We start from the raw sequence: 23,672 nt of genomic DNA, 5'->3' as shown, positions 1-23,672 counted from the left end.
TAACCAGGTAGGGTTAGCGGTGGCCGGGTAACGCCTCGTCCGGATCTCCCGATCGGCGGCCGCAGCGGGATTCACAGCGATATCCCCCGCTTGTCCGCAGCAAATTCACAGCGCCCAGCGGGTCCAATTATCCAACAAAATACAGTTCTTGCTGCACGCTCATCCACAGCCTTGCGCCGCGTGCGCGCATTCAAGCATCGGCGAGCCATTTCAGGGTCGCCCGGAAACCCAGGCTGCGGGTTCCAACCAGCACGGTCCCGAACACCTCGGCCTCGTCGCCGCTGAATGTGCCGGAGAACCCGCTCGTCACCTCCTGTCCGGCGAACAGCGGACGGGTGAACGGGTCGGCGAAGGGCGAATGCTGGTTGGTGCTGAGATGTCCCTTCCAGGTGCCCTCGCCGGCCGTGTAGGCCCCGATCGACCAGAAATATGGCCCACCGCCGATCAAGAGGCCGTCGCGCAGGATCAGGATGCCGCTGTCGCGGCCCTTCACGCCGTCGGTCATGTGGATGTGGATCGAATAGAGCCCATTCTTCATCGATCGCGCCGCCCGGTCCTGACGGACCGCAGTATGGCTCCAACCCGGCCGGCATGCGAGCGGGCCGATACGGTCCGCCCCGTCCGAATCGAGGCAAAAAGCGGGCCCTGGGCGCTTACAAATCGTTAAGAAAGCCCTGACAAGGTTCGATCCTCCGGAGGGAGAGAGCCATGCTCGTATACCCCGTACCTGTCGAAGTGACGCAAGCCAGAGTGCAGCTCGTCGTCGACCAGACGGCGAAGGAGCAGCCGCGCATCATCAATGAGGATGTGCTGGATGTCTTCGCCGCGAAGAACCAGGCCGACCGTGATGCGGTCGAGACCATCCTCGACATCAAGGTGTGAGAGCGGCGCCGGCCGACAGGAACCTCTCGACTGCGCACGGGTCATCCTGGTGACGCCAGGAGGCACTCATGTGCAAGCTGATCGCGGTCACCGTCCTCACCCTGATATGCGGCGCGGCCTTTGCCCAGGATATTGGTCCAGCGCCGCAGAGCGGCATGGAACGGCCTGAAAACACCAACGGAGCCACTCAGAGCGGCGCGATGGACACCACGGGGATGGATGTGAAGCGGGCCAACAAATCCGAGATGAAGAACACGGCAAAGGGCGCGGCAAAAAGGGACGACGCAAAAAAGTAGGTTCCCACGACGGAACCTCCGGGAAGCTGCGATCTTAAAAAACGACCTTAAAAAAAGACGCGACCATCAAAAAAAGGAAGGAACGAGTCTCTCGTTCCGCCGTTAGTTTGGCGAGCGGTACAACGAGGGAGAAATCCACCGGAAATATCAGCTCAACAAGCCCCGTCAGCTTACTTCGGTAACTGGCGGGGTTTTGTTTTGTGGAGGCGCCCATGTACGCCCTGTTCCGCGGCGAGACGCAGCTCGGAAGATCGTTCGCGACGGAGAAGGAAGTTTGGGAGGCGGCGCTGATCGACGGTCTTGTCGAGGATGTTCCGGTCGCAGACGAACTCGGTGGCCAGATCCTGCCCGCCGGCTATCGCGTCGAGCGGGATGAATACGAGGTGCAGCCCGATTGGAAAGCCGGACGTTCCTGACGCCGATCGGCCAGCCGGCGGACCCCAGCCGGCCGGAACCGCGTTGAACAGCGCAACGGCACGTCACGCGTGGTGCCGACAGCTCACCGCCCTGTCGGCTTTGGAAGACCCCGCGAATCCCCCTCGCGGGGTCTTTCTTTTGAACCTTTCGCGCGGCGCGAAGACATAAAGGGCGCTGGGGGATTTCAGGGCCCAGCATCGGGCGCAGCGCTGTGGGACGAACATACTCCGTCTACGCGGCGCTGTTGCATTTTACAAATTCAACCTTAAGTTTGGTCTCCAACAGTTGACGGCTCACGCCCTGAGAGATCCCCAGTCCGTCAGCTGGGAAAGCCCCGCATCCAGCCTGCGGGGCTTTCTATTTTCCGGACCCAGGAACCTTCCGCGCGCAGCGACATTGTATGCCGGTTGCCGGCACGATCTCCCCAAGGCCGGTCGGCATCAGACCTCGCGAGCCCACTCGCGGGGTTTTGCGCTTTAGAGGCCGTCCAACCTCGCGCGTCCTTGATTGGCCGTGATCGGCAATCGGTGCGATAGAGGCCGCGCCTCCAAGGCTCGACCACAAGCCCCGTCCCAGAAATTTTGCTGGGCGGGGCTTGCTTGCATCCGCTGCTGCGCAAGCGCGTCGCGGCACGTCCCTTCCATACCTGGCTGCGCGATCGCGCGGCGCAACGGGAGCCAGCGCTCGCGAAGGCGTGAGCATGCAAAGGCGAAATGCGATCGGCAAAACTCGCGCAAACCCCTGCCCCGCGTCGCGTTTTGCTGCTATTCCTTGCGCGTCTCGCCCGAGCCCAAACAAAATCTCTGAATCCGCAGGAGGATAAGAAAATGCGCTATCTGCACACCATGCTGCGCGTCCGCAATCTCGATGTCGCGATGAAATTCTATCAGGACGCGCTGGGGCTGAAGGAAGTGCGCCGCATCGACAATGAGAAGGGCCGCTTTACGCTGGTGTTTCTCTGTGCGGAGGAAGACCTCCATTTGCTCAAGTCCCAGCCGCAGACCCGCGGCGCCCCGCTGGTCGAGCTGACCTACAATTGGGATGAGGAGAAGTATGGCGAGGACCGCCATTTCGGCCATCTCGCCTACGAGGTCGACGACATCTACGCGACCTGCGAGAAGCTGATGAAGATGGGCGTCACCATCAATCGTCCGCCGCGCGACGGCAACATGGCGTTCGTGCGTTCGCCCGACCTGCACTCGATCGAGATCCTGCAAAAGGGCGAGCCGAAAGCCCCGGCCGAGCCGTGGGCATCGATGCCGAACACCGGCCATTGGTAAACACCGCGCCCGCTCCTACGTTCCTGTCGGCGTTTCGCCCTTGCTGAAGCGCCGAGCGATCGCGAGGAACGCGACATGATCGTTGACGTTGCTCCCTCACAAGCATGCGAGGAGGCAACGATGGGAAGAGGAATTTTGCTTTGGCTGTTGGGTGTGCCGATCCCGGTGATCATCGTGTTGTGGTTGTTGTTCGGTCACTGACGGCGTCTTGATGCATCGCTATCAACAAGGCTCTGCCGCTATGCGGCGGAGCCTTTTTTTGCTCTCGGTACAATTCACCCCGCGCTTTTCCCCGACGCTTCAGCTATGAACGCGCGCAAAGCACAACAGCGGGAAGAAACGCGTGATGGACAGTAAGCCGCAACTGACGATCTGGGGTCGGGCCAACTCGGTCAACGTGCAGAAGGTGCTCTGGTGTCTCGCCGAGCTCGACCTCCCCTATCAGCGCATCGATGCCGGCATGCAGTTCGGCAAGAACGATCAGCCCGACTATCTCGCGATGAATCCGAATGGCCGTGTCCCGACGCTGGTCGACGGCGACTATGTGCTGTGGGAATCCAATTCGGTGATGCGCTATCTCTGCATGGCCTATGGTCATGGCGCGCCGCTCTATCCGCAAGCGCCCAAGGCGCGCGCCGCCGTTGACCGCTGGCTCGACTGGACGCTGTCGACGCTGCAGCCGGTCGACCGGCCGGTGTTCTGGGGGCTGGTGCGCACGCCGCCGGAGAAGCGCGATATGGTCCAGATCCAGAAGGACGCCGATGCCGAGGGCGTGGTGTGGCGCGTCGTCGAGGCCCAGCTTGCAAGGCGCCGCTTCATCGAGGGCGATCAGTTCACGATCGCCGACGTCGCGCTCGGCGCCTTTGCGCGGCGCTGGCTCGGCGTCGAGGGCGTTACCAAGCAGAAGCTGCCCCATCTCGAACGCTGGTTCGGTGAGATCGCGGGGCGGCCGGCCTTCGTGCGGTTCATCGCGCCGCCCATGTCGTGAGCGCGGGCGGCAAGCCGCTTAACGCCCGCCGCTGGACATCCCGCCACCGACGCTGACGGCGCCACCGAGCTTCACGCAGGTGTCGGAGCCTTCGACCTTGACGAAGCCGGGTCCGTACGACGCGCATGGATTGCTCCGCGTCGCGGATTTCAACGGCAAGGTTTTGCCGGCGTCGGTGGGCGTCTGGAAATCGCGGCGGTCGCCCTGCTGCGCGACTGCGGCGGCCGGAAGCAGGACGGCGATGATGGCAATGCAGGTCTTGCGCATCCGGCCTTTTATCCCACGCCACCGGATGAGGCTAGCTCATGATGCGATCGGGAAGGATCGCGGCATGAGCTAGCTCTTTTCTTGAGCATGATCTGTTCGGAAAACCGGATCCACTTTTTCGGATCGTGCTCTACCGCACGAACTTGACGCCGAACGTCCTGCCCTCGCGCCACACCACTTCGCAGGCGCGCCCGGTGCGGGCGTCGCGCGAGAACGCCAGCCGCAGCTTTGCCGGCAGCGTGTTGTTGTCCTCGACCGTGATCTTGGCGCCCGACGAGGACATGTCCTCGACCACGCAGGGCCGCGCGGCGAATCCGCCGTCGAGCGTGATCCAGCCGGATTGCCGCAGCGATTTGCGCGTTTCGCGCTTCTTGGTCCCTGGAGCCATCACATCATCCCGGACCCAGCCGTATCGCCGTTGGCTTTACAAAGGGTTGCCAAAGAAGGACAGATTGCAGCGATCTCGGGATTGTTCACATCTACATCTGCCAGCGCGGCACAGCGAGGGAGATCCCCAAAAAGCATTCTCTGAATCAATCAGAGTTGTGAAGCCGGGCGGCTACGTCTGTCACACGACATGTTTCGTCAATGGCATTCACGCGGCGCCGAAGGACTTTTGGCGTTTCACTCCGGAATCGCTAAAGCTGATATCTGACAACGCGAACGCCGAGTCGATCGTTTGTGGAGAATGGGGCAACCGCGAGGTGATCGGCTTGATGGCATCCCCGCTTCGGATGAAACCCATCCCGGACGACCCGGCCAATCCAATTTACCAATTGGCATTACGAAATGAGCCGAGCTGGCCGATCGTCGTGTGGATCATTTCCAGGCGAAATTGATCCAGCAATTCGCACAGTCGCGCAGCAGCCCGAAAAAGTCATCGGGCTGCCCTGACGTCATGCTCCGAGCAGCGCCAATCTTGTAAGCCCCAATCAAGAAGCAGTTGCGGCAATTGCCGGTCTGACGGCAGAGCAAAGACCAGCGCCAGTTCACCCTGGACCGTTCCGGCCCCAAGCGCGGCGATCGCTCGCGCTTGGGGATCACTTCCCGAAGTTGCTGATAGAACTGTCGTCGCGAGATCGACCGGGTGATGCGCCGAAAATGTCAATCTGGACGCTTAAATGTCTGATCTTGTGGAGTGTTCACTTTGGCCGTGATGGCGCTCCCTAGCGGAATGAAACCTACAGCGACGGATTTGTTTCTTATTATATTTCAATTAGTTATTTTTCATGGCCATCGACGTGTATCTACGCCATGTATCTACGTGGAGGTGACTCTGAAGCTCGTAAAATTCAGGGTGGAAAGGGAGGATAACCGCGTCGCTGAGGCTGCGGAACTGACCGGTTGCAGGATATATCTCAATGCAACCTGCTTGCACTGATTCGCGAGCCAGTCTCTGAGGAAATCGGCCCCATGGCTAAAGAAATCAAGCACTTACCTACTAAAACAGGCCCGAAGGAAATCAACCCCGCGCAGGGGTCATTTGACATTTACGTTGATAAGCAGACGGAGATCCAAGGGATCGAAATGGGCGTGCTTAGCGATGGCACCCCGTTCTTGACCCAGCGTGGGCTGGCGAGATTGTGTGGCGTTCAAAACGCGCATATCGGCAGCATCGGGGCCGAATGGGACGAGCAAGTCCAGAAGCCGCGCATCACCACAATTAAGAATCTACTCTCGGCGCGAGGACAAACGCCGCCGGCTCCGTATTTCGACATGTCGGATGAGCGGCGGCAAGTCTACGCCTATCCGGATTATGTCTGTCTTGCGATCCTCGAGTATTACGCGTTCGAGGCAGGCGCCAATGTCAAAACCGAAGCGATACAAAACTTCCGGCAATTGGCCGGGATGGCGCTGCGAGAGTTCATCTATACCCAACTCGGCTATAGTCCGAGCGCGCGAGTTCCGGATAGCTGGAGTCTATTTCACGACCGTGTTTCGCTGGTCTTTCACACGGTTCCTCACGGCTACTTCAGCGTCTTCAAGGAAATGTCCGACATCATCGTAACGCTGATCCGGCAAGGCGCGAACGTAGACGACAAGTTCATTCCGGACATCAGCGTCGGTCAGCATTGGGCCAATCACTGGCGGGATGCTGGATTAGAAATTATCCATGGGCCTCGCATCCAGTATGAGCACAATTATCCAAGCTACTTCCCGCAAGCCGCATCCAACCCGCAGCCTGCATACTGTTACCCTGATAGTTGTCTCGGTGAGTTTCGTCGCTGGATGCGAGACGTCTATTTGCAGGACAAGATGCCGGCGTATCTAACTGGCAAAGCCAAGCAGGGGGCACTTCCACCCTCTTTCGTGAAGCTTGCTCTCGAAGCACTTGTCCCGGCGTCATTGCCCAAGCCATCCTAATAATTGGGCAAGGGATCATGAAGTGAAAACAGCTGCAGTGATATTTGCCGCTATGGCGTTAGGTTCAGGCCTTCTTGCTGCGTGGCATTGGTATAGATCCGCAATTGGCATGCCCCCCAAAATGGATGCCATAATCAATTATGTTAAGGCTGAGGACGGCATGACCCCGATAGAAAAATGGCTCGAGGAGACCGCACACAGGGAACCGGCGCGCGGCTGGCTGGTCGGCCATTGCGGTCGCCCTTGGTGCAGTTAGCAGTATTCTCAGCACGCTGGCCTAATTCGAACCTGCGAGTGGCCTCTTCGACCAGCACTAGACGGCCAGATTTGAAAAATCTCCCTCCACACCCACGACGACTCGGCACCTCCCCGCCGTTCTGAAGAAAGAATTTCCGACGCAACGATCTATTCTATTGGGATATTTCATAATGGCTCGCACGAACCAAACGAAGCCGCCGCCTTCAGCGAGCCATAATATCTATCTCGACGGCCTGCAATTCCTGGCGCAGCATGCGCAAGATCAACTTGCGAAACTCATGCCCCACAACGTCGAGCGTGGGCGCATCGCCGAAGAGATACTGAAAAACATTCTCACTAAGACGCTTCCAAAGCGATTCTCCGTTGGCACAGGCGTGATCATAAATTCCCGCGGCGAAGCCAGCGCACAAACCGACATTGTCATCTATGACAACTTAAACAACTCGCCACTTCTCGTTGAGTACGGTTCGTGCGTGTTTCCCGCTGAAATGGTCTATGCGACGATTGAAGTGAAGTCTGTGCTCAATGCGGAACGCCTAGACCAATCGATCAAGGCCATCATGCGGATGCGCGAGGTCTGCAAAGAGCGCCACTACATGGTTCCAGGCTTTAAAACTATCAAAGGCAAGCGGACGGCAACTTCAAAAAAACATAAGGGAACTGTTCCGCCCCGCAATTACATCTTCGCGTTCTCCCAAAAAGGCCTCGGCCCGACCTACGATCATTTCTGCGCCAAGCTCCGAGCGCGCCTAGACTCCGACCACTCTCACGTGCACGGCGTTTGTGTTCTCGACAGGAATTGGTTTGCCGCCAGGCAGGCCTTCCGCACTCCCGCCGAACTCTTTGGCCGGGACGGAAACGGCCTTCTGACGTTCTACTTCAACCTTATCAAGGGTCAGGAAAACTATCTCGTCCACCCGATAGACCTAGAGGCCTATCTAAAGGGCATGAGCAGAGCATGATGTTCACGAGCGTGCAGCCATGACGGCAGCAGGCAGCAGATTCATCAACCGATCGGCTATTCAATGTACAGCCTTTATGCGCTTAGCCCGCTGGTCAAATGGCTACCCTTCACCTCAGGTGTAGTGCTGACATTGGCGATGTTAGCCTTTTACCGGGGCATCAACCTAACTGCCGCCAGTTGGATCTTGCCGTGCAGCGTCACAATTGCCGTCATCGCGGGCGCGGTGGATGTGTCAATTGCGGGTTATCCAACGGGATCTGCCGCTGGTGACGTCCTGTCCTATTTCGCGAGGGGATTTTCGCCGCTGCGATCTATTCGTTTGTTGGCTGTCTTGTCGGCGCAGGTGTTTATAAGGTCTTACTCGAGAGAAGATTGTAGAACTTCAAGAATGCGTTCTGATCGTACACGTCGACCCGCTTTCCTTCGAACATAAAGTTAGTGCGCCATAGCTGAACCAGATCTTCCAACGTTGGCTGCCTCGGCAAAATCGAGGCCAACACCTCTGGGAAAACGTCAATGTCAGGCGGACTCACATAGATAGATATCTTATTCCATAGAGCAGCGGTCCCTTTCTCGAGATTGCAAAGCCTACAGCAGCATCTCAGGTTATCGGCCTCATCTGTGCCGCAGCCCTTGGGTACTATGTGGTCAATGCTCGGGGCGTTAGGTCTGTAAGCAAAACCGCGTAGATCCGGCGGCGTGAGCTGGTCACAAAGGTAGCAACGCCAATTCGCGCTCTCGAATATGCGCTCTCGATTGATCTTGACGCTTCTCAGACCTGCTAGGTACGTCATGTCACAGATCGTGCCGCAGTGGGCTCGACGGTGAGCCTCTTCCACTGATGGCGGCGCAGCTATCAGCCCAACTCGTCTGTCAAGATTGGGCAAAAACATCTCACCACAGTATTGGCATTCACGCGGCACATCGTCCGGCATGCGATAGTCCCAAATTACTCGACGGTTGGGAGCCTTTCTTTTGCGCGCCATGAATCGTCGGTGATTTGGCTCAACCGCCATGCGCTGTTGCAAGAACTGCCGGTTCAAAGCCGGCAGCGTTCCTTCCAGCGACATCAAATCTTTCATAGGACCTCACCCCTGTGGCGCAGCCTTCTTATCTAATGATTCCTGCCATGCTGTTATGTCCTCCTCGTACCAGGCCACCCGCCGAGGTGCGATCTCGCGCGCCTTGGGGAAGCGGCCAGCGTCCATTTCCTTGTAAAGAGTGGCGCGGCTGAACGGCACGATCGCCAGCACCTGCCTGACACCGAGCATCTTGCGGGGGCCTGCTGTTGTGCTCGCGTCGCCCATGTCGCGCTCCTAGCGAATCGTGCCCCGCTCGAAGCATACGCGAAAAGTAGAGCGCCCCCCTTGAGGGCCTCGGCGGCGCTAGAAGCGCCCTGAAGGATGGTGTATGATGCAAGCTTAGAAACCGCTACATTTACTGGCCGACGCGGCAGCGTCTAGAACGGAAAGCGGGCCTGTACATACATCGTACAGGCCCGTTTTTCTTGTCCGATTCCGGCTATTCTGCAGCTTGTGCGAACGCACCAGCACCACGACAGACGCGCCCTGCCGATTCAAGCGTCCCGCTCTTGACGCAGTACCCACCCTCGAAAGCGTAGCACCCGGCGTCGTCGCCAGCGTCATTGCGCCAATCGCAACTGTCCGGCACTAAGCGGAATCCGATATCGGATAGGAATTCTTCAGCCTCCTTCAACGTCTCGAACGTCTGGCCGTCCGCCCTGTCTGCCAGCTCGAGGCGCGCCGCATCTTCGCTGAGGCTGTCGCAGATCCTATCGAGCCACTCGGGCTCATAGGGCAACTCATCAAGCAGCAGCAGGGCCTTCCGGCTCAGTTCTCGCCAATCCGCAGCAGGTGCATCGAGGGCCCGGACAGCGATGCCGTGGGCAGTGTGGACCATCTCATCAACGATGGCCCTGGGAAGCGGGCCACGGGTTAGATTGCGTAGCTTTTCGTGAGTGTAGAGGAACTGAGAAAGGGAGGTGGCTCGGTCGGCGGTCTGCTGCATTGGGCGGGTTCCTAAAGCGATTTCCAATACGGCTAGCGATAAACGATCGTTAACGCTAACGCAAGCGAAAACCGCTAGGCCTAGCTAAATTTCTTCGAGCTGCTATAACGGTTAAATGATCACAGCAGCACAATGCCGCGCCGCCAGGGCGCTTCTCGATTGGTCACAACAGCAACTGGCCGACGCGTCCAAGGTCGGTAATGCGACCATAAGAAATTTCGAGGGCGGCAAATCTGCCCCGCAATATGCCACGCTTGACGTCCTGAGCCGCGCCTTCGAATCGGCCGGCGTCGTCTTCCTCGAGGACGGCCAATCGATCGATGGCGGGCCTGGCGTGAGGCTAGCCAAGCGTTGAAGCAATCAGGCGTCTGGTCGATATGGGGATGAAGGCGAAGGCTGAGTTGCGCTAAAACCATCTCTCTCTGCGGGGCTAATCATCGCTCATCGCATCCAAAGCCGCGATGAAGCGCTGTGCCTCTTTCTCATATTTTCGCCACGCACTTTCAGTGGCCTCTCTGCACACGAGCGCGTGATCTTCCCGCACGGTCTCCATTCGTCCCGTCGGCACCTGCCGATCCGGATCGTTACCGTCGGCCTTGCAGATTGCGCGCGCGGCACGTTCAACCCGATAGTCGTCGTTCATAGTCACCTAGCCCTCGTCCCAAAAACCGTACGAAAACGACAGCTGTTATCGCCAGCAGCGTCACCTACCTGAGTCAGGAGCTAGCCACTTGCACGCTTACCTGATTAGCGTGCCGCCCATCGAGCGAGATATCTCCGTATGCACGATGAGGTGTATGATGACTATCCGCAGTTTACTTGTTGCGACGGCAGTAGTGATGGCGGTCCCGGCCACTGCGTTCGCACAGACGGCAATCCTGTCCTTGGACAGACCCAATATCGCGGGCCTCTGGAAATGTGAGGGCCAGTGTCAGGTTCCAGGAGGTCAAACAAAGCTCGAGACACCGCCAAACTCAGCGACCGTCATTTGCACGAATGAAGTCGGCCAAATCTCGGTCGGATCTTTCGCGACAGTTCAATCCATCGCATGCTGGGGCCTAACTGGACGCCTGGATCAGAATATCAAGGCGATTGACTGGGGGAACAATACTCATTGGACTAGGCCGTGATTACCCCACCTGATCTGGTGGATAACGTCACCGGAGTATCACTCGACCTTCGTCAGCCAACCGAGAGGCGGCTTACTGGTGTGGTTCTCGCTCACGCCGATGGCAAGCCTGCAAGCCAACTCCAAGGCCAACAAGCGCGGTCGTGGATCGCGCCTTCCCACGGAGCGCAGCCAGACATGATGACGAACAAAGAAGTTGCCGAATGGATGATTGAATTTATGGGCGACTCTCATTGGCTGTATCAAGAGATAGTCGCCCGCAAGATCAAAGAGACTTGGGGAGATGCCTACGTTTACACGAATGACAACGGCAATCTCGCGATATCGAAAGGTGTACTGAGAGAGTTTCGCAAGTTGACAGAAGAAACTCTAGTCTGGGAGCGAGGCGAAAAGGCTTGGCGGCCCCGTAAGCCGCACGAGACTGGAAGGTCGGTTGAAGGTTAGCGGCCTCGTGCCGAGCCTGCACGTGCCGACCTCACTCTTCAGTTAAACGCCGCCACGGCCTCAGCCCAGTGATCACCGTTTAACGAGCCACCACAAACCCCATACCGCGCGATGTTCGCGCCTTCGCCATCAACCACCATTACGACCGTGCCGCTGGCGTGATCGTACTCGGGATCGCTTCCGATATCTCGAGCAACACGGGCACCGTATTGCTCCGCGAGATCTGCCGAGCCGAACATTTCACCCTCCTCGTCTGGCTGTAGATGCCCGTTGTGAATGATCGGGAAATAATAGCGCCGCATAGCAATGGCCCCCGTCCGTTAGCGGCGATCATGCGCTCATATTGGAGCGGGACTCACCTGTCTAAATTGACAGGGTGCTTGCAAGACATTGCACTATGCCAGTAGCATTGTCCCCCCGTATTAACCCGTGGTTGCATAGCCATCGCGGTGTGGTTTATGACATCGCCGAACACATCACGGGGGGACTCACAATGAAGAAGCTCGTTTTGGCCGTCAGTCTGATGTTCGCCGCCACAGCCGCACAGGCGCAGTGGACAAATCCGAACACGCATACCTCGTCCGGCTATACCAGGAGCAACGGGACTTACGTGCAGCCCCTACGTCGCAACCAATCCGTACACGGGCGCCGCTGGGCATCGGACATCGCGATACTGACAGCTGGTTTTCTCGATGGCGGCTGAGGCAGAACTATTAGCAAGATAGCGCTCCCTCCCGCTACCTATCGACCCATGGTCGTTAATTGTCTCGCGCCCCTTACGAGCTTCCTTTTCTCAATTCTGCGGTGGAAAATGCCAAGCATCCACGGTTTCGAACAGGCGATGAAAGCAATAGCAGGCTCGTCAAGAACACACCTACTGCTTGGAAACGGCTTCAGTATTGCCCTTAAACCAAATATTTTTACTTACGGTTCACTCTATGATAATGCCGATTTTTCTAAATCGCCGCACATTCCCAAGATATTTGATGCCCTCAAAACGCGAGATTTTGAACTTGTAATTCGTCGTCTTGAGGACACCGCAATCGTGCTGGGAATTTACGATCCAAAACTGTCTTCCATAGTGGCGCGAGTACAGGCGGACGCAGCAGCAATTAAGAACGCGCTCGTCTCTGCAATCGCGAAACGCCACCCCGACAGACCGTACGATGTTACGAGCGAACAATATGCTTCATGCAGAGCCTTTCTTTCGAGATTCGATCACATTTTTACTTTGAACTATGACGTGCTGCTCTATTGGGCGTTGATGCAGGATGCAGTCGACGAACTCCTCATCCGCCCTGATGACGGTTTTCGCCATCCGGATGAAGGTCGCGAGTTACCGTATGTATCGTGGCAGCAGGCCAATTCTGCGACCGTGTATTATTTGCACGGCGCTCTCCATCTGTTCGATCAGCACACAGAGATCATAAAATACACATGGTCGAAAACAGATACGGCCATTGTTGATCAGATCAGAGCTGCGCTCGATGAGAACAAGTACCCTCTTTTCGTGGCTGAGGGTACCTCCGAGAGCAAGATGGAGCGCATCATGCACAGCGCTTACTTGCATAAAGCGTTACGGAGTTTTGAAACCTGCTGCATCTCAAGCAAGAACGCTGTTGTTATTTTCGGTCATTCGTTGGCGGAAAACGATTCCCATGTGCTTAGGTGCATCTCTGGCGGTGGATGCGCCAACCTCTTGGTTGGCCTGTACGGTGACCCGACCAAGAAGGAGAATAAAGAGGCCATAGAGAACGCAGAGTTCCTTGTTCGAGAGCGAAAAACGAAGCGAGGGGACCGCTTCCCACTAACCGTCACTTTCTACGATGCTGCCACGGCAAAGCTCTGGGGGTAACTGTCGAGCAGTCTCCATCGCGCTATAAACCCTCTCCACCAGTTTCGGCACCAGGGCCAAAGCACTTCCGACTGGTGATCTGAGATCAACCCAAAACTCCTCGATTACATCACTGCCGGCAACAATCATGCTGTCGGTGATATTAGATTGCTCACTCTGCTCAAACATATCAAACTCCCTTTACTGGACTATCAAATCGCCAGGGTTGAGGCTGAGACTTAGCGCCCCCTCCCCTTCACCGCCACGACCATCCCCTGCCGGCGCCGGCTGCTAGGTCTGGGCCTCGTCTGCAGTGGCGCGTCACTACCCGACGCGGTTGAACGAGATGCGGCACCTATGAGCTTAACAAGCCTCTGCAATTCCGTAGCTATGTGACACACCGACCGAACGGTTGGGTGTACGGGTGTCGCCGCGCACTCCACATCTCCAGCATTGAACGAAGCGTGCCCACTCTGGGAACGCGGCAAGCCACAGACTGGCACGCTGCGGTCCCCCAACCTGACACGGCAATCCAAGTCCCGCACCTACTCGCTTGCGTAGGTGCCGCCCGCACCGGCGCATGTCGCAACTAACCCGCGAATCCCGGAAGACCCGTCAGCGGCGTGACTGAGCGCGACGTGGTGAGCGAGCATCCAGCGATTTTGGATCGCTCAAAAGTAACGTGCCACTACGCCTCGGTTGACGCGCTGTATTTCTTGGCGTTAGCGGCGGCGAGAGCCAAGGCCCGTGACAGTTCAATCGCCTGATCAGCTGTCACTTCGAAATAAACGCCGACAACGCTAGCGATGACAATGGTGATTTCGTCGCCGACTTGGTCAACGCAGACCGCCGCCGACTCGTCGATTTCGATCTCTGCAATCCGGCCTGGGAAATCGAACTGTTCATTAGCCATCGCCGCACTCCATGCTTCCGCCAACAGCATAACGGAGAGCTTGTTTCAAAAATAGCGATTCTGTCCATGAACGCGGCGATGTACGTTTCGTACGAAGCAATCAGCACGGGAGCCAGCACTCACTGAGGATTTGGCGCGCTAGGTGCGCAGGCATCCAGATGGAAGAGAGACCCGCGCTTAGGATTTCGGCGGCGAGGACGTTCCTTTCCTACTGCCCCAAACGGTCGAGCGTGGCCGTGTGAAACCCGAAGCTACATTCTGCATCATTGGCGAATGAAGGCGCCGCCCAAGCCGATAGTTTCGGCATTGAAATTGACGAGTCCACCGAAACTCTTCAGCCGTTTGAACTCCTGGTTTTCTGCGGTCAAGGATAAGGCGATATAGCCAGTGTCATCGTCAAGACCAGTTAGAACAGCTACCGTGGTTGGTCCGGTGCTGTTCTTGAAGTGGTAGTGGCCGGTCGCAGGATAGTTATGGCCATCATAGCTGATCGAAGCAGCAGTAATCTGACCGTTCGAATCGTTAGCCTGTGAAATTACAAGCTTAGCTCCGATGTTGTCGTTCACATACGTCCCCTGAAGTCTGGACATGTTTCTGCTCCCTTACGAGTGACGATATCGCGCAATGATCTGCGAGATGAGACACTATCGCCAAAAGCGAACTGCGACGCACCTACCAAGGCTGAGGGTTGCCTAGACTATGAAGGTTTACCAAGCCTCGCCGTGGCGATATGAGCCGCCTCATTCCGGCCGCTTCACGAACTGAAGGAAGAAACCGTCAAGTCGGTCGCCCAGCCTATTAATGGCCGCCGTGATTTCCTTCATCGAGTCCTTGCTCAGGTACTCAGCTGCCACGTGCTCGCGATGAGCGGCAAGATCCTTTTCCAAACCGCTGGCCTTGACCGACGCTGCCGAGGCCAGCACTTCAGCCGCTGTCGTGCGCGCCTCGGCTTTGGCCAGCCTGGTGGCCAGCCGCCAAATCCAGCCGCCGATCGCCAAAACCACGGTCACCACAACCGCTGCCGTTATTTCCATTCCACCCACTAGCGCCAGCCCTTCCGAAGGTCGCCGTACCAGGCCAGAAACCGCCTGCCACAGCGCTGTTCAATGACGAGGCGCACGCGGTCCTCCTTCCAGAGAGACTCAACCTCGGCCACTGTCAGGGCCTTCTGAGGCACCTTGACAGGGCCTGCCCTGAAGCAGGCCTGGATGTCTGCGGGCACCGATGGCAGCGAGCCTGACACGGTGTTGGCAGCCGGGTCGCACCCAGCAAGCATCACCGCAAGAGCAAGGCTCACCCCAACAGTCATTAACAACTGATAAGTCAATGGATATCCTCCACCCTCTTGGCCGCGTCTAATGGCAAACACGGCGTGTCATTGGCTGGCGTCTGCGAGGCCAGTTGTCTCAGCCTGCTAATTTCGGCTGCATCGGCTGTGGCGCGGGCAGCGTCGGCGGCATTCGCTCGCTCAAGCGCCGCAATGCGCCCCTGCAACACGGCCACCTCGCGGGCCTTTTGCTCGGCCTGTGCGCGGTTGTAGGCGTTGTGGTCAATCTGCTGATACGCAAGGCCAGCGATAAGAACCATGCCGGCTGCAACGGCAGCCTTCCAGTTCTTGGTGAACCAGGCGATTGCCGCCAAGGCCAGCACGCCCAAGCCGGTGGCCAGCACCAGCGCGAAATTCGCGCTGAGGTAAGACAGAATCCAGATCATTTGAAAATCCACTTGTGCCAGGCTGGCTTGGCTGGCGCTGGTGCCTGTGCTGGCGCGACAGGCTGAGGCGCGCGACATTCCGGATGTGAGGTGTACGTGCGGTCATCCACATACCGTCCGTAACAGGGCGGTCCTTCCGGTGGCGCGGCCTTAAAGTCCTCTTTCACTTTTGCCGGCAGCGCATCGGCCGCAGCCTTAATTGCCGCGTCATTGCTGGCCTTGGGCTTTTGATCGACGCCAGAGAAACACATCTTCTGGTCATCGCGGCGCCGGTTAATCAGGCCCCTGACGATTCTTCCCTGTGCACGGATGTACCAACCGTTGTAATTTCCGTTCCTGTCCTTGGTTAGCAGCGCAGCGCATGCGCCGCGGAAATCACCAGCGTTGATCCTGGCGACCATCGGCGATTTACACACCGCACCGGTCCCAGCGTTATAGGACGTGGTGAGCATGGCTGCGCGAACACTATCGGGCACCTCAACGTGGATACACGCACCAATTCGGGCATCGTATTCCCGCATGCGCTTCTCGAGCCGGGCAGACCAGTACGCCTCAGTGTGCGTCTCACCGCACTTAACATCCTCAGTCTCACCATAACCGCCCGTGCAGGGCCGGCCCGTGCCAATTGTGTCAACCTTCACGGTCGGCCAATAGCCTTCGGACTTTTTGACCGCTGGCAGCACCATTGCGATGGCTGCAGCGCTGGCAACGGTAATTGCCGTCTTGCGCGCACTCATGCCGGCACCTCAGGCGCTGGGCCTGGCGCGGCAGATGGGACAGCCTCAGTGGTTGGCGGATCCTGCTTAACAAGGCGCAGCAGGACGGTCGCGACCGATACGAAAACCGAGATGCCAAGCAGGAACCACGGATTAAACACGTCAACGAAAGCGCTAAGCACCAGCGCGATTCCGGTGAATACGCCGTACGCGATGTTCACCCGCACAGACCACAGCCTGTGGAGCTCGGTGCGCCAATTATCAATGAGTTTGGGCGCGCGGCTGCGCACCCACGAAATGAGTTTCGTCATACTATTCCTGTGTTGTGAATGAGTCGGCACTGGCCCATGTGGGCCGCTGTCAAGTGGCTAAAATGGTCGCTTGATCTGATAGGTTGTGGAGAGGTATTGTTGCGCGACCCGCTGCGAGACAAGCTGCGAGACAATCAGGCGGGTTCTTGGGGCTTGGTATTACAGAGCAAGACCAAGAGGCTTGCCTACCGCGACGATCCGGATTCAGAGCGTCGTGAATAGTCGGTGAAGGCCGTCTAAAGCTGGCTTGACCTCGCGCGAAAGTTGATACAATCCAGACTCACAGCGAGTTAAAGGCGCGGGATGGGGGGCTTTCCCGATGGATACTTTCACGATAGTTACTGTTGCGGCCATTGTAATTTATGCATACGGCGCACTGGGCACATTCAGGGCTTTTTCCCGCGCTGGCCGAGTCGGCATCAAACAAGTCACTGGCTCTTGTCTTTGGCCCATTTGGTGGCTGCGCGCATTTGGACTTTCCGGCGTCTTCGATGCCATTGTCAAAGCGCTAATCGCCATCCTGGATGCCATCGAAACTATCTCATACGGAACTGAAGGCAGGTGCATGACATCGCTCGCTCTTGGCCTTTTCGCGTGTGGTCACTTCTTTGCAAGCAGTTGGAACGCGTGTAACGGCGTCGCCTGCACTGGCGTAGTCTTTAAGAGCGTTGCGATGCTCTTTTCTCCTGTCAGCGTTGGCTATCTGACATGGCTGATCTCACAGTACGCTGTGGGATAGGCATTCGCTGAAGAGGTCCAAGTGCCATCGGGGCGAGCACGCGGCGAAATCCCCTTCTCAATTCAGTGATAGAGGCGCGGAATGCATGGTGTTATGGGGCGGGACCGGTTAATTGCGGATGCAGACTATCGCCGCGATATCGATGGGCTGCGCGCCGTCGCCGTCCTGTCCGTACTTGCCTTTCACTATGGACTGTCGTTACCCCCGAGTTGGCGGCTGACAGGCGGGTTCACTGGTGTCGACGTCTTCTTCGTGATCTCAGGCTTTCTGATCACCTCGATCCTTGCGAAGGAGATCGAGCAGGACCGGTTTTCGATCCTTGGCTTCTACGATCGGCGCGTCAGACGGATCCTGCCGGCGCTGCTCGTCGTGCTGAGCGTGACGCTCATTGCCGGCAACCTGCTGTTGATGCCGGGCGACTATGTCAGCCTCGCCAACAGCGCGGCCGGAGCCGCCTTCGGAACGTCGAACTTCTACTTCCTCAACCACACCGGCTATTTCGATCGGTCCGCCGACCTGTTGCCCCTGCTGCATACATGGTCGCTGGGCGTCGAAGAGCAGTTCTATGTCGTGTGGCCGATCCTGCTCGCGATCGTCGTCAGACGCGGAAAGCGCAACGATACCACCGCGATCATCATAGCCCTCACGATGATTGGCTTTGCCGCTGGCGCGGTCTATTTCGCGGACGAGCCAAAGACCGCCTTTTACTTTCCGGTGACGCGCGCGTGGGAGCTCTCGCTTGGCGCGCTACTCGCCTTCCTGCCGCGGCTGCGCGGCAAGGGTGCCGAGTTTGCTACCGTCGCCGGCCTCGCAATGATCATCACCGGCTTCGTGATAATCAGCGAAGAGACATTTTCGAGCGCCACGGCGCTATTACCCTGCGTCGGGGCTGCGCTGGTCATTTGGCCCCGCGACACAGGCGCGCGCTCTGCGCGATGTCTCGGCCTCCTCGCCCCGTTCGGCCTGATCTCCTATAGTCTCTACCTCTGGCACTGGCCGGTGTGGGTGCTGTACCGCATCTACATCAACAACGGCGAACCGCGGATCCGGGAAGCAATCGCGCTCGCACTCGTCTCGATCGCGCTTGCTGCCCTGTCCTTTCGCTACATAGAGCGGCCGTTCCGCCGCCCTCACCCCGACGCATCGAAGACCGTCATTGCCGGGCTCGCTGCCGCGCTCATGATCTTCTGCGGCGGCATGTATGTCGACAGCGCTGACGGTTTTCCGCAACGCATACCGCCCGAGATCGAGGAGTTACGCAGCCTCGAGGTCATGTGGGAATGGCCGTGTCCGGCATTTAAGTTCGTGCCCCAGCTAAACAACACCTATTGCACGTTCGGACAGCCGTGGGCGACGGCCAAGTCAAAAGCTCTCCTGTGGGGCGACAGTCACGCTGAGCATTCCGCGCCGCTGGTGCAAACTGCCATTCCGGATTACGGGACGTTGCTCTTTGCCTCCTGCCCCGCAACGTTCAATCAGCATATCTACCGTAACTATGCCGGACTGCCTAATTACCGCGAACAATGCGCCGATCAGAGGCAGCGTGCGATCAACCTCCTTCACGATGACCCGTCGATCAACCTCGTAATCCTGGCGTCAGCCTGGGCGTACCTTCCATCGATCACGGAGCAGGACGGCACGCTCGGCAACAAGACCGGGATCGAGCTCGATACAGCCGGCCTTGAAGATCTGATCCTGCAGGCCTCGAGCCCCGGTCGCAGGTTCGTGATCTTTGGGATGATGCCGCAATTCCTGCGCGATCCCATACCCTGTGCCACGCTCGGTCTAACCGGCCTTTTGCGGCGACAGTGCGCTCCCGACCAAGTTGAACAGAAGCAGCTGCAAACGTTTTCGATTCCGACCGACAACATGCTTCGGGACATCGCGCATCGGCACCCGAACGTCACCGTCGTGATCCCGCGCGACGCGCTGTGCGGTGCTGCGGGATGCACAACGTGGTTGAACAACGAGTTCCTGTACCGCGACGGCGGCCACATTCGCCGCAACCTCAGCCCAAAGGTGCTGCAGGACCTTGTCGCGCTCTTAGGCTTGCCTGCTGCCCTTAATACGCAGGCAAGGTCGGTTGCACGAGACTAGATGCGGCCTGGTCAAACCCAGGGCGTGGTTCCATTGTTCGTGCACGCCCGCTTCGCGCGGCTTGTTCAAATTAAGGTCGGCGCGCGACTGACTCTTATGCGCTTCCATCGTGGCGAGATGCCGCTTCAGAACTCAGCTTACCGATCCAAGGACATCTTGAGGCCAAACCGCTTTGAGTGCTTCTAGCGTTGTAGCAGCGTCAATCTCTGGCAACTTAGTCACGTCCCTAAGCTTTTGCTTCTTTGCAGCAATTGCTTGCTTGCGGGCGACGTCGCCCACCTCATCAGCCCGCTGATACTCAATGTCCAGGACAGCTAGCTTGGGCGCGCGTGAGAAACGCATTCTGTCCCTGAGGATCGCGCGGCACTTTTCCATGTTGTGCACAATCGCTCCGCCGCTCTGCTGCCAGGCATCAGAAAACGTTTGATCTTGCGGGATAGCCTCTAGGTCGACGACCGTTGGCGACACTGCATCTATTGGGATGTCTTTCCCCAATGCGCGATCTATCGCGTGCTGCTCGGAAAAACCTTCTTCGTCATCCTGCGAAATGACCGGGTAACACACGCTGACGCCGCCGTCCCCGCGTGTATAAACAATTGCTTTCATTCATCAGCCCCTTACTGAGTACCGCAAGCCATAAAGAAAACACCACCTATGCCTGTATCGGTGACAGTTCCTGTATTTGTCGTAGTGTAATACGAGCAGCTTCCTGCGGCTGGCAGCGCGATCGAACACACTTGCCCGCTCGAAGCACTAATATACAAATCAGCACTCACGACGTAGTTCGCCGTCGCAAACGGCACCGTAAAATTGACCGTGAACTGCCCCGTTCCAGTCTTAGTGACTGAAGAGACATTGTAGCTAGTAGCGATAGCTCCTGAGTTGCTAATAAAGGCCCACGCCTTCGCCGCACTCGGATGATATTGCTGAACAGCAGGCACAACGCTTGCGACCGTGCTGGTCGCAGCTATCTGATCGGCTTTCGCAGCGGTGACGAGGCCTGTGCCGTTAAACCGCGAGTATCCCACGCAACGAACGACACCCGATGCATAACCACGAAACACGGCGAAATCACCGGCCGCGGTCGTTATATTAGCCTGACTGGGAAGCAACAGCGACGCCCCATGGGTCAACGTCAGCGCGCCGGCAAAGCGGACGGTGCGCTCGTGTCCTTCGCTCAAGGTGATGAAATTGATGGTCGTCGTGCCGGTGACATCGACCAGATCGCCGGTCGCGGCCTCCAGATTGATTGTTGCTGCAGACGCAACGTCGGCGCCATGGACCGAAAGATTGTCTTTTGCAGTCTTAGGACTCGCAACGTCAGAAAGATTGTTGGCGCTCGAGAGGTCGCCAGCGCCAGGCTGGCCAACGACGTTGAAATTCCAATCCGCGAACGTTCCGGCGCCGTTGAATTTATCAACCGTGATAGTCATGACGGTGCCGCTATACGTCGCCAGTCCCTCCATCCAGTTGGAGGTGTTCGCAGCCGAACTGGCACGCACGCGCGCACCATTCTGATACGCATAACCGGCGAGTATCGAGAAGGCTTTGGTTCCAGCACCTATAGCGAGGCTGGTCGACGACGCCCCGCCATAACCAGCGCCAGTAGCGCCTGTTGGACCAGTCGCCCCCGTATCACCCTTGCTGGCGAACACGTCGTAATACGTAGCGTTCGGCGGCGCATGACCAGTCGTCGGGGCTTTGACGATATACGCATTGCCAGCAGACGTTAGGACGTCGTTGATGACGTAAGATGTGGCTGGGTTATAGGCGCCCTTGTACTGAAAGCCCTTATAGGTACCAGCCGGGATCCACGTTCCGCCCTGCATCACCCAGAGCGATCCGGTATCGATTTTCAGGATGCCCTGCCCGTCGTCAGCGGTCATTGCTGGGACGATGTCATTGGGATCGGTGTAGCCCTCTGGCAAATACCAAAGCAGACCGCTTGAGTTGAGCTTGGCAACCAGGTCGTTTACGAACTGCATCGCCTGCGCACCAGCGAAGCGCAGCGGTGAGACCTTCCAGATTGTGTACGCAGCACCTGCCTGTGCACCACCACCCCACGGAGGAATGATGAGGTGACTCGTGTCGGTCTTATCTGTAATGACGGTCAGAACATCGCCAACCTGAAGAACGTCACCAGGCAGAGCGTTGATGTCAGACCAAATAACGCCAGCACCGGTTACGGTTGTCCCATTGTCCGCAATCGTGACGGTGCCGGTCGAGTAACTGGCAAGCGCAGTCATTCAGAAAAACCCTCAACTAAAAAATGGTATGGTATGGCTAGATAAAGCGGGACGTGACGGGCAGCGTGCGCGCCGCATCCATCTCGGCCTCAATGGCCTTAAGGTCGTCTGGCGTCTTTGCCGCACGCACTCGCAAAACCATGGCGCGGCGCGCGTTCTCTTTGGTCATCAGATCGTCTGGCTTGTTGAGGATCGTTGCAGCCAAGGCCTGCGGCGTGACGCCTTCAATATCAGCAGCGGCTTTGAATTCCGCTGTTGGCTTCGCGCCGTTAGCTACTAACTGCGCTAACGTGCGCTTCCGGTCGTGAGCAATGTCGTGACCATCTACCATGTAGAACTGGTTGACACGCGCCTCCATCTTCGGCCGCAAAGTTTCGACAACGCTAATCTTCACGCCGTCGCCTCAATCTCAAGCCGCAGCGGTCGATATGGATGGGCCGGAGCAATTCCGATGATGTACGAGCCCGGATGGTCCACCGAAAACTCAAGCTTCCCATCCACCACATTCTCTTGATGGATAACGGCACCGTCCAGAGCCACAAACACGTCAAACTCCGAAGGCGAGACGTTTAGCGACAGGGAGTCAATGCCATCGGCTTTAATCGAACGCACATCGCCATCAATCGAAACTGTCGGCTTGGGCATAACCTCGCCGTCCTTCACGTATGCATTGGTAATATCAACGTCGCCATCGTACAGAATGTGCTGGATTCCCATTTCCACATACCGATCAGACAGCGCCTGTGTGCCAATCTCCACTTGCAGGATCGTCTGGGTAATCACTCCATTGTCGTCATGGATCACGATAATTTTGGGCTTCTTCGCCTCTTCGGGCGGAGTTCCGTCGTCAAGGATGACCGGATTGTCAGCACTTGCGGCCACCGGTTCTGCCGCTACTGGCAAATATCCCGGCGATGACCACGCAATGTCGAGATCTACCGTTGTCACCCAGCAATCCTCCTAAAAAGTGCGTAGTACAATCTCCCAGTGACCGTCGCGCCGAACTTAAATCTGAATATCAGCTGGGATGTCGTAACCGACGCCTGAAGCCAATAGTCGCTGCTGTTGCCGCGAAACATGGTGAGGCCGAGATACTGCATGCCTGGAAAATTGACGTTCGTATCAACGTACCCAACTAGAAACGGTATCTGGTCTAGCGGACCAAAATTGAACGCGGCATGACTGTCGTTGATGCTGTCAAGCGTCCCAGATGCAAAGAACTGGTGCCCAGACCATCTGGAGTCGAACGCCATCTGGTCAATGCTCGCCGTCGCGACGTCTACGCCAGGCAGGCTTACACTAATCGCTGCAGATGCGCCGCCTTGAATTAGAACGCGCTGGGTCACTACGCCCCGATGCTTCTATAAAAGATCATGTAATCAACAGTGAAGTTGTTGTTGTCGGTCGTATTGTTCATTGAGATTCTGTCGTTCTGGAACGTCAGAGCCATGCCGGCCTCATAGAACAAGATTCCTCCGCTGGTGAAAGCGTTCGCCGTCATGTTTAGGTCTGATGGATACATGGCCTGACCGCTGATCGTATAAGCCTGAAACCATACGTACGGAGCTTTTGTGAACGTGGCAGGATACAGTATTGTCTGAGTGCCGCTTCCTATCGGCAGATAGATTGACCCGGACAACACTATCTGATCGTTTTTTGTCTCAGGCCGAAGAAGGAAGTCGCTGTTGGCTGTTGCCGTCGTGACATCGACGCCATCTCTAGACAACCAAACCCCCATGGTACCGAGCGCTGGATGCGGGCCGCCAGCAAGAAACCGCTGGACCAT

The 23,672-nt window shown here is 57.4% G+C and carries 33 protein-coding genes; 14 read left to right on the top strand and 19 right to left on the bottom strand.

The window, feature by feature from the left end:
* Window positions 1-190 precede the first annotated feature (190 nt).
* The gene (locus J6525_RS10915) at window positions 191-538 is read right to left on the bottom strand and encodes a GrlR family regulatory protein (RefSeq protein WP_168858947.1); all 348 of its coding nucleotides are present in this window, start codon (window positions 536-538) and stop codon (window positions 191-193) included.
* Window positions 539-708: 170 nt separating this feature from the next.
* Between J6525_RS10915 and J6525_RS10910 the strand changes: the two genes are divergently transcribed.
* The 6 genes from J6525_RS10910 (at window position 709) to J6525_RS10890 (ending at window position 3,863) form a co-directional block, all read left to right on the top strand.
* Window positions 709-882, top strand: coding sequence for a hypothetical protein (locus J6525_RS10910; protein ID WP_225644315.1), 174 nt, complete (start codon window positions 709-711; stop codon window positions 880-882).
* A 68-nt stretch (window positions 883-950) separates the two neighbouring features.
* Window positions 951-1,178 carry a hypothetical protein gene (locus tag J6525_RS10905; RefSeq protein ID WP_225644313.1) on the top strand — a complete coding sequence of 76 codons (228 nt, stop codon included), beginning with the start codon at window positions 951-953 and terminating at the stop codon, window positions 1,176-1,178.
* Between the two features lie 212 nt (window positions 1,179-1,390).
* The gene (locus J6525_RS10900; RefSeq protein ID WP_225644311.1) at window positions 1,391-1,594 is read left to right on the top strand and encodes a hypothetical protein; all 204 of its coding nucleotides are present in this window, start codon (window positions 1,391-1,393) and stop codon (window positions 1,592-1,594) included.
* An 828-nt stretch (window positions 1,595-2,422) separates the two neighbouring features.
* Window positions 2,423-2,875: a VOC family protein gene (locus J6525_RS10895; protein ID WP_092083428.1), complete on the top strand. Its 453-nt coding sequence runs from the start codon at window positions 2,423-2,425 to the stop codon at window positions 2,873-2,875.
* Between the two features lie 75 nt (window positions 2,876-2,950).
* Entirely contained in the window at window positions 2,951-3,076 is a 126-nt protein-coding gene (locus J6525_RS46935; RefSeq protein ID WP_283848619.1) for a hypothetical protein, read from the top strand.
* A gap of 145 nt (window positions 3,077-3,221) precedes the next feature.
* Window positions 3,222-3,863: a glutathione S-transferase family protein gene (locus J6525_RS10890; protein ID WP_225644403.1), complete on the top strand. Its 642-nt coding sequence runs from the start codon at window positions 3,222-3,224 to the stop codon at window positions 3,861-3,863.
* An 18-nt stretch (window positions 3,864-3,881) separates the two neighbouring features.
* Here the strand turns inward: J6525_RS10890 and J6525_RS10885 are convergent, their stop codons facing one another.
* Window positions 3,882-4,130: a hypothetical protein gene (locus J6525_RS10885; RefSeq protein ID WP_225644309.1), complete on the bottom strand. Its 249-nt coding sequence runs from the start codon at window positions 4,128-4,130 to the stop codon at window positions 3,882-3,884.
* Window positions 4,131-4,260: 130 nt separating this feature from the next.
* On the bottom strand, window positions 4,261-4,518 hold the full coding sequence (locus J6525_RS10880; RefSeq protein WP_225644308.1) for a PilZ domain-containing protein: 258 nt from the start codon (window positions 4,516-4,518) through the stop codon (window positions 4,261-4,263).
* A 1,025-nt stretch (window positions 4,519-5,543) separates the two neighbouring features.
* Between J6525_RS10880 and J6525_RS10875 the strand changes: the two genes are divergently transcribed.
* On the top strand, window positions 5,544-6,494 hold the full coding sequence (locus J6525_RS10875) for a BstA C-terminal domain-containing protein (RefSeq protein WP_225644306.1): 951 nt from the start codon (window positions 5,544-5,546) through the stop codon (window positions 6,492-6,494).
* A 428-nt stretch (window positions 6,495-6,922) separates the two neighbouring features.
* Window positions 6,923-7,714 (top strand): DUF6602 domain-containing protein, encoded by a 792-nt coding sequence (locus J6525_RS10870; RefSeq protein ID WP_225644304.1) that lies wholly within the window; start codon window positions 6,923-6,925, stop codon window positions 7,712-7,714.
* Window positions 7,715-8,804: 1,090 nt separating this feature from the next.
* Here J6525_RS10870 and J6525_RS10865 read toward each other — a convergent pair.
* Complete coding sequence (locus J6525_RS10865) at window positions 8,805-9,023, bottom strand: helix-turn-helix transcriptional regulator (RefSeq protein WP_225644302.1); 219 nt, start codon at window positions 9,021-9,023, stop codon at window positions 8,805-8,807.
* Window positions 9,024-9,237: 214 nt separating this feature from the next.
* Window positions 9,238-9,744: a hypothetical protein gene (locus J6525_RS10860; protein ID WP_225644300.1), complete on the bottom strand. Its 507-nt coding sequence runs from the start codon at window positions 9,742-9,744 to the stop codon at window positions 9,238-9,240.
* A gap of 115 nt (window positions 9,745-9,859) precedes the next feature.
* Between J6525_RS10860 and J6525_RS10855 the strand changes: the two genes are divergently transcribed.
* On the top strand, window positions 9,860-10,099 hold the full coding sequence (locus J6525_RS10855; RefSeq protein ID WP_225644298.1) for a helix-turn-helix transcriptional regulator: 240 nt from the start codon (window positions 9,860-9,862) through the stop codon (window positions 10,097-10,099).
* A gap of 75 nt (window positions 10,100-10,174) precedes the next feature.
* Here J6525_RS10855 and J6525_RS10850 read toward each other — a convergent pair whose 3' ends face one another.
* A complete protein-coding gene (locus J6525_RS10850) occupies window positions 10,175-10,387 on the bottom strand; it encodes a hypothetical protein (RefSeq protein ID WP_225644296.1) in 213 nt (70 codons plus the stop codon).
* Between the two features lie 483 nt (window positions 10,388-10,870).
* Here J6525_RS10850 and J6525_RS10845 point away from each other — a divergent pair, with 483 nt between their 5' ends.
* Complete coding sequence (locus tag J6525_RS10845; RefSeq protein WP_225644294.1) at window positions 10,871-11,317, top strand: DUF6953 family protein; 447 nt, start codon at window positions 10,871-10,873, stop codon at window positions 11,315-11,317.
* Window positions 11,318-11,355: 38 nt separating this feature from the next.
* Here J6525_RS10845 and J6525_RS10840 read toward each other — a convergent pair whose 3' ends face one another.
* A complete protein-coding gene (locus J6525_RS10840; RefSeq protein ID WP_225644291.1) occupies window positions 11,356-11,619 on the bottom strand; it encodes a DUF6894 family protein in 264 nt (87 codons plus the stop codon).
* A 191-nt stretch (window positions 11,620-11,810) separates the two neighbouring features.
* Here J6525_RS10840 and J6525_RS10835 point away from each other — a divergent pair, with 191 nt between their 5' ends.
* Window positions 11,811-12,020 carry a hypothetical protein gene (locus tag J6525_RS10835; RefSeq protein WP_225644290.1) on the top strand — a complete coding sequence of 70 codons (210 nt, stop codon included), beginning with the start codon at window positions 11,811-11,813 and terminating at the stop codon, window positions 12,018-12,020.
* A gap of 108 nt (window positions 12,021-12,128) precedes the next feature.
* Window positions 12,129-13,172, top strand: a complete 1,044-nt coding sequence (locus tag J6525_RS10830; protein WP_225644288.1) for a DUF4917 family protein — start codon at window positions 12,129-12,131, stop codon at window positions 13,170-13,172.
* Between the two features lie 667 nt (window positions 13,173-13,839).
* Here J6525_RS10830 and J6525_RS10825 read toward each other — a convergent pair.
* From J6525_RS10825 to J6525_RS10795, 7 genes are all read right to left on the bottom strand, one after another.
* Entirely contained in the window at window positions 13,840-14,064 is a 225-nt protein-coding gene (locus tag J6525_RS10825) for a hypothetical protein (RefSeq protein ID WP_225644286.1), read from the bottom strand.
* Window positions 14,065-14,327: 263 nt separating this feature from the next.
* On the bottom strand, window positions 14,328-14,654 hold the full coding sequence (locus J6525_RS10820) for a hypothetical protein (RefSeq protein WP_225644284.1): 327 nt from the start codon (window positions 14,652-14,654) through the stop codon (window positions 14,328-14,330).
* Window positions 14,655-14,804: 150 nt separating this feature from the next.
* On the bottom strand, window positions 14,805-15,098 hold the full coding sequence (locus tag J6525_RS10815) for a hypothetical protein (protein ID WP_225644282.1): 294 nt from the start codon (window positions 15,096-15,098) through the stop codon (window positions 14,805-14,807).
* 8 nt (window positions 15,099-15,106) lie between these two features.
* Window positions 15,107-15,391, bottom strand: a complete 285-nt coding sequence (locus J6525_RS10810) for a hypothetical protein (protein ID WP_225644280.1) — start codon at window positions 15,389-15,391, stop codon at window positions 15,107-15,109.
* A complete protein-coding gene (locus tag J6525_RS10805; RefSeq protein ID WP_225644278.1) occupies window positions 15,388-15,777 on the bottom strand; it encodes a hypothetical protein in 390 nt (129 codons plus the stop codon). Before J6525_RS10805 ends, J6525_RS10810 begins: the two co-directional genes overlap by 4 nt.
* Window positions 15,774-16,514, bottom strand: a complete 741-nt coding sequence (locus J6525_RS10800; protein WP_225644276.1) for a glycoside hydrolase family protein — start codon at window positions 16,512-16,514, stop codon at window positions 15,774-15,776. The genes J6525_RS10805 and J6525_RS10800 overlap by 4 nt, the downstream gene beginning before the upstream one ends.
* Complete coding sequence (locus J6525_RS10795) at window positions 16,511-16,804, bottom strand: DUF7940 domain-containing protein (RefSeq protein WP_225644268.1); 294 nt, start codon at window positions 16,802-16,804, stop codon at window positions 16,511-16,513. The genes J6525_RS10800 and J6525_RS10795 overlap by 4 nt, the downstream gene beginning before the upstream one ends.
* Before the next feature lie 319 nt (window positions 16,805-17,123).
* Between J6525_RS10795 and J6525_RS10790 the strand changes: the two genes are divergently transcribed.
* Window positions 17,124-17,543 carry a hypothetical protein gene (locus J6525_RS10790; protein ID WP_225644266.1) on the top strand — a complete coding sequence of 140 codons (420 nt, stop codon included), beginning with the start codon at window positions 17,124-17,126 and terminating at the stop codon, window positions 17,541-17,543.
* An 81-nt stretch (window positions 17,544-17,624) separates the two neighbouring features.
* Window positions 17,625-19,640 (top strand): acyltransferase family protein, encoded by a 2,016-nt coding sequence (locus J6525_RS10785; protein ID WP_225644265.1) that lies wholly within the window; start codon window positions 17,625-17,627, stop codon window positions 19,638-19,640.
* Between the two features lie 132 nt (window positions 19,641-19,772).
* Here J6525_RS10785 and J6525_RS10780 read toward each other — a convergent pair whose 3' ends face one another.
* From J6525_RS10780 to J6525_RS10760, 5 genes are all read right to left on the bottom strand, one after another.
* A complete protein-coding gene (locus tag J6525_RS10780) occupies window positions 19,773-20,246 on the bottom strand; it encodes a hypothetical protein (RefSeq protein WP_225644263.1) in 474 nt (157 codons plus the stop codon).
* Window positions 20,247-20,257: 11 nt separating this feature from the next.
* Window positions 20,258-21,886, bottom strand: coding sequence for a hypothetical protein (locus J6525_RS10775; RefSeq protein WP_225644261.1), 1,629 nt, complete (start codon window positions 21,884-21,886; stop codon window positions 20,258-20,260).
* A 37-nt stretch (window positions 21,887-21,923) separates the two neighbouring features.
* Window positions 21,924-22,280 carry a hypothetical protein gene (locus J6525_RS10770; RefSeq protein ID WP_225644260.1) on the bottom strand — a complete coding sequence of 119 codons (357 nt, stop codon included), beginning with the start codon at window positions 22,278-22,280 and terminating at the stop codon, window positions 21,924-21,926.
* The gene (locus tag J6525_RS10765; RefSeq protein ID WP_225644258.1) at window positions 22,277-22,834 is read right to left on the bottom strand and encodes a hypothetical protein; all 558 of its coding nucleotides are present in this window, start codon (window positions 22,832-22,834) and stop codon (window positions 22,277-22,279) included. Before J6525_RS10765 ends, J6525_RS10770 begins: the two co-directional genes overlap by 4 nt.
* A gap of 397 nt (window positions 22,835-23,231) precedes the next feature.
* Window positions 23,232-23,672 carry a hypothetical protein gene (locus J6525_RS10760; protein ID WP_225644256.1) on the bottom strand — a complete coding sequence of 147 codons (441 nt, stop codon included), beginning with the start codon at window positions 23,670-23,672 and terminating at the stop codon, window positions 23,232-23,234.

The organism is Bradyrhizobium australafricanum (assembly GCF_020329495.1).
GTDB lineage: Bacteria > Pseudomonadota > Alphaproteobacteria > Rhizobiales > Xanthobacteraceae > Bradyrhizobium > Bradyrhizobium australafricanum.
Note: the sequence above shows the minus strand (reverse complement) of the source record. Positions and strands in the feature narration are given on the sequence as shown.

Coding starts and splice junctions, on each gene's coding strand:
- J6525_RS10915 (WP_168858947.1), bottom strand. CDS start 538: ATGAAGAATGGGCTCTATTCGATCCACATCCACATGACCGACGGCGTG.
- J6525_RS10910 (WP_225644315.1), top strand. CDS start 709: ATGCTCGTATACCCCGTACCTGTCGAAGTGACGCAAGCCAGAGTGCAG.
- J6525_RS10905 (WP_225644313.1), top strand. CDS start 951: ATGTGCAAGCTGATCGCGGTCACCGTCCTCACCCTGATATGCGGCGCG.
- J6525_RS10900 (WP_225644311.1), top strand. CDS start 1,391: ATGTACGCCCTGTTCCGCGGCGAGACGCAGCTCGGAAGATCGTTCGCG.
- J6525_RS10895 (WP_092083428.1), top strand. CDS start 2,423: ATGCGCTATCTGCACACCATGCTGCGCGTCCGCAATCTCGATGTCGCG.
- J6525_RS46935 (WP_283848619.1), top strand. CDS start 2,951: ATGATCGTTGACGTTGCTCCCTCACAAGCATGCGAGGAGGCAACGATG.
- J6525_RS10890 (WP_225644403.1), top strand. CDS start 3,222: ATGGACAGTAAGCCGCAACTGACGATCTGGGGTCGGGCCAACTCGGTC.
- J6525_RS10885 (WP_225644309.1), bottom strand. CDS start 4,130: ATGCGCAAGACCTGCATTGCCATCATCGCCGTCCTGCTTCCGGCCGCC.
- J6525_RS10880 (WP_225644308.1), bottom strand. CDS start 4,518: ATGGCTCCAGGGACCAAGAAGCGCGAAACGCGCAAATCGCTGCGGCAA.
- J6525_RS10875 (WP_225644306.1), top strand. CDS start 5,544: ATGGCTAAAGAAATCAAGCACTTACCTACTAAAACAGGCCCGAAGGAA.
- J6525_RS10870 (WP_225644304.1), top strand. CDS start 6,923: ATGGCTCGCACGAACCAAACGAAGCCGCCGCCTTCAGCGAGCCATAAT.
- J6525_RS10865 (WP_225644302.1), bottom strand. CDS start 9,023: ATGGGCGACGCGAGCACAACAGCAGGCCCCCGCAAGATGCTCGGTGTC.
- J6525_RS10860 (WP_225644300.1), bottom strand. CDS start 9,744: ATGCAGCAGACCGCCGACCGAGCCACCTCCCTTTCTCAGTTCCTCTAC.
- J6525_RS10855 (WP_225644298.1), top strand. CDS start 9,860: ATGATCACAGCAGCACAATGCCGCGCCGCCAGGGCGCTTCTCGATTGG.
- J6525_RS10850 (WP_225644296.1), bottom strand. CDS start 10,387: ATGAACGACGACTATCGGGTTGAACGTGCCGCGCGCGCAATCTGCAAG.
- J6525_RS10840 (WP_225644291.1), bottom strand. CDS start 11,619: ATGCGGCGCTATTATTTCCCGATCATTCACAACGGGCATCTACAGCCA.
- J6525_RS10835 (WP_225644290.1), top strand. CDS start 11,811: ATGAAGAAGCTCGTTTTGGCCGTCAGTCTGATGTTCGCCGCCACAGCC.
- J6525_RS10830 (WP_225644288.1), top strand. CDS start 12,129: ATGCCAAGCATCCACGGTTTCGAACAGGCGATGAAAGCAATAGCAGGC.
- J6525_RS10825 (WP_225644286.1), bottom strand. CDS start 14,064: ATGGCTAATGAACAGTTCGATTTCCCAGGCCGGATTGCAGAGATCGAA.
- J6525_RS10820 (WP_225644284.1), bottom strand. CDS start 14,654: ATGTCCAGACTTCAGGGGACGTATGTGAACGACAACATCGGAGCTAAG.
- J6525_RS10815 (WP_225644282.1), bottom strand. CDS start 15,098: ATGGAAATAACGGCAGCGGTTGTGGTGACCGTGGTTTTGGCGATCGGC.
- J6525_RS10805 (WP_225644278.1), bottom strand. CDS start 15,777: ATGATCTGGATTCTGTCTTACCTCAGCGCGAATTTCGCGCTGGTGCTG.
- J6525_RS10800 (WP_225644276.1), bottom strand. CDS start 16,514: ATGAGTGCGCGCAAGACGGCAATTACCGTTGCCAGCGCTGCAGCCATC.
- J6525_RS10795 (WP_225644268.1), bottom strand. CDS start 16,804: ATGACGAAACTCATTTCGTGGGTGCGCAGCCGCGCGCCCAAACTCATT.
- J6525_RS10790 (WP_225644266.1), top strand. CDS start 17,124: ATGGATACTTTCACGATAGTTACTGTTGCGGCCATTGTAATTTATGCA.
- J6525_RS10785 (WP_225644265.1), top strand. CDS start 17,625: ATGCATGGTGTTATGGGGCGGGACCGGTTAATTGCGGATGCAGACTAT.
- J6525_RS10780 (WP_225644263.1), bottom strand. CDS start 20,246: ATGAAAGCAATTGTTTATACACGCGGGGACGGCGGCGTCAGCGTGTGT.
- J6525_RS10775 (WP_225644261.1), bottom strand. CDS start 21,886: ATGACTGCGCTTGCCAGTTACTCGACCGGCACCGTCACGATTGCGGAC.
- J6525_RS10760 (WP_225644256.1), bottom strand. CDS start 23,672: ATGGTCCAGCGGTTTCTTGCTGGCGGCCCGCATCCAGCGCTCGGTACC.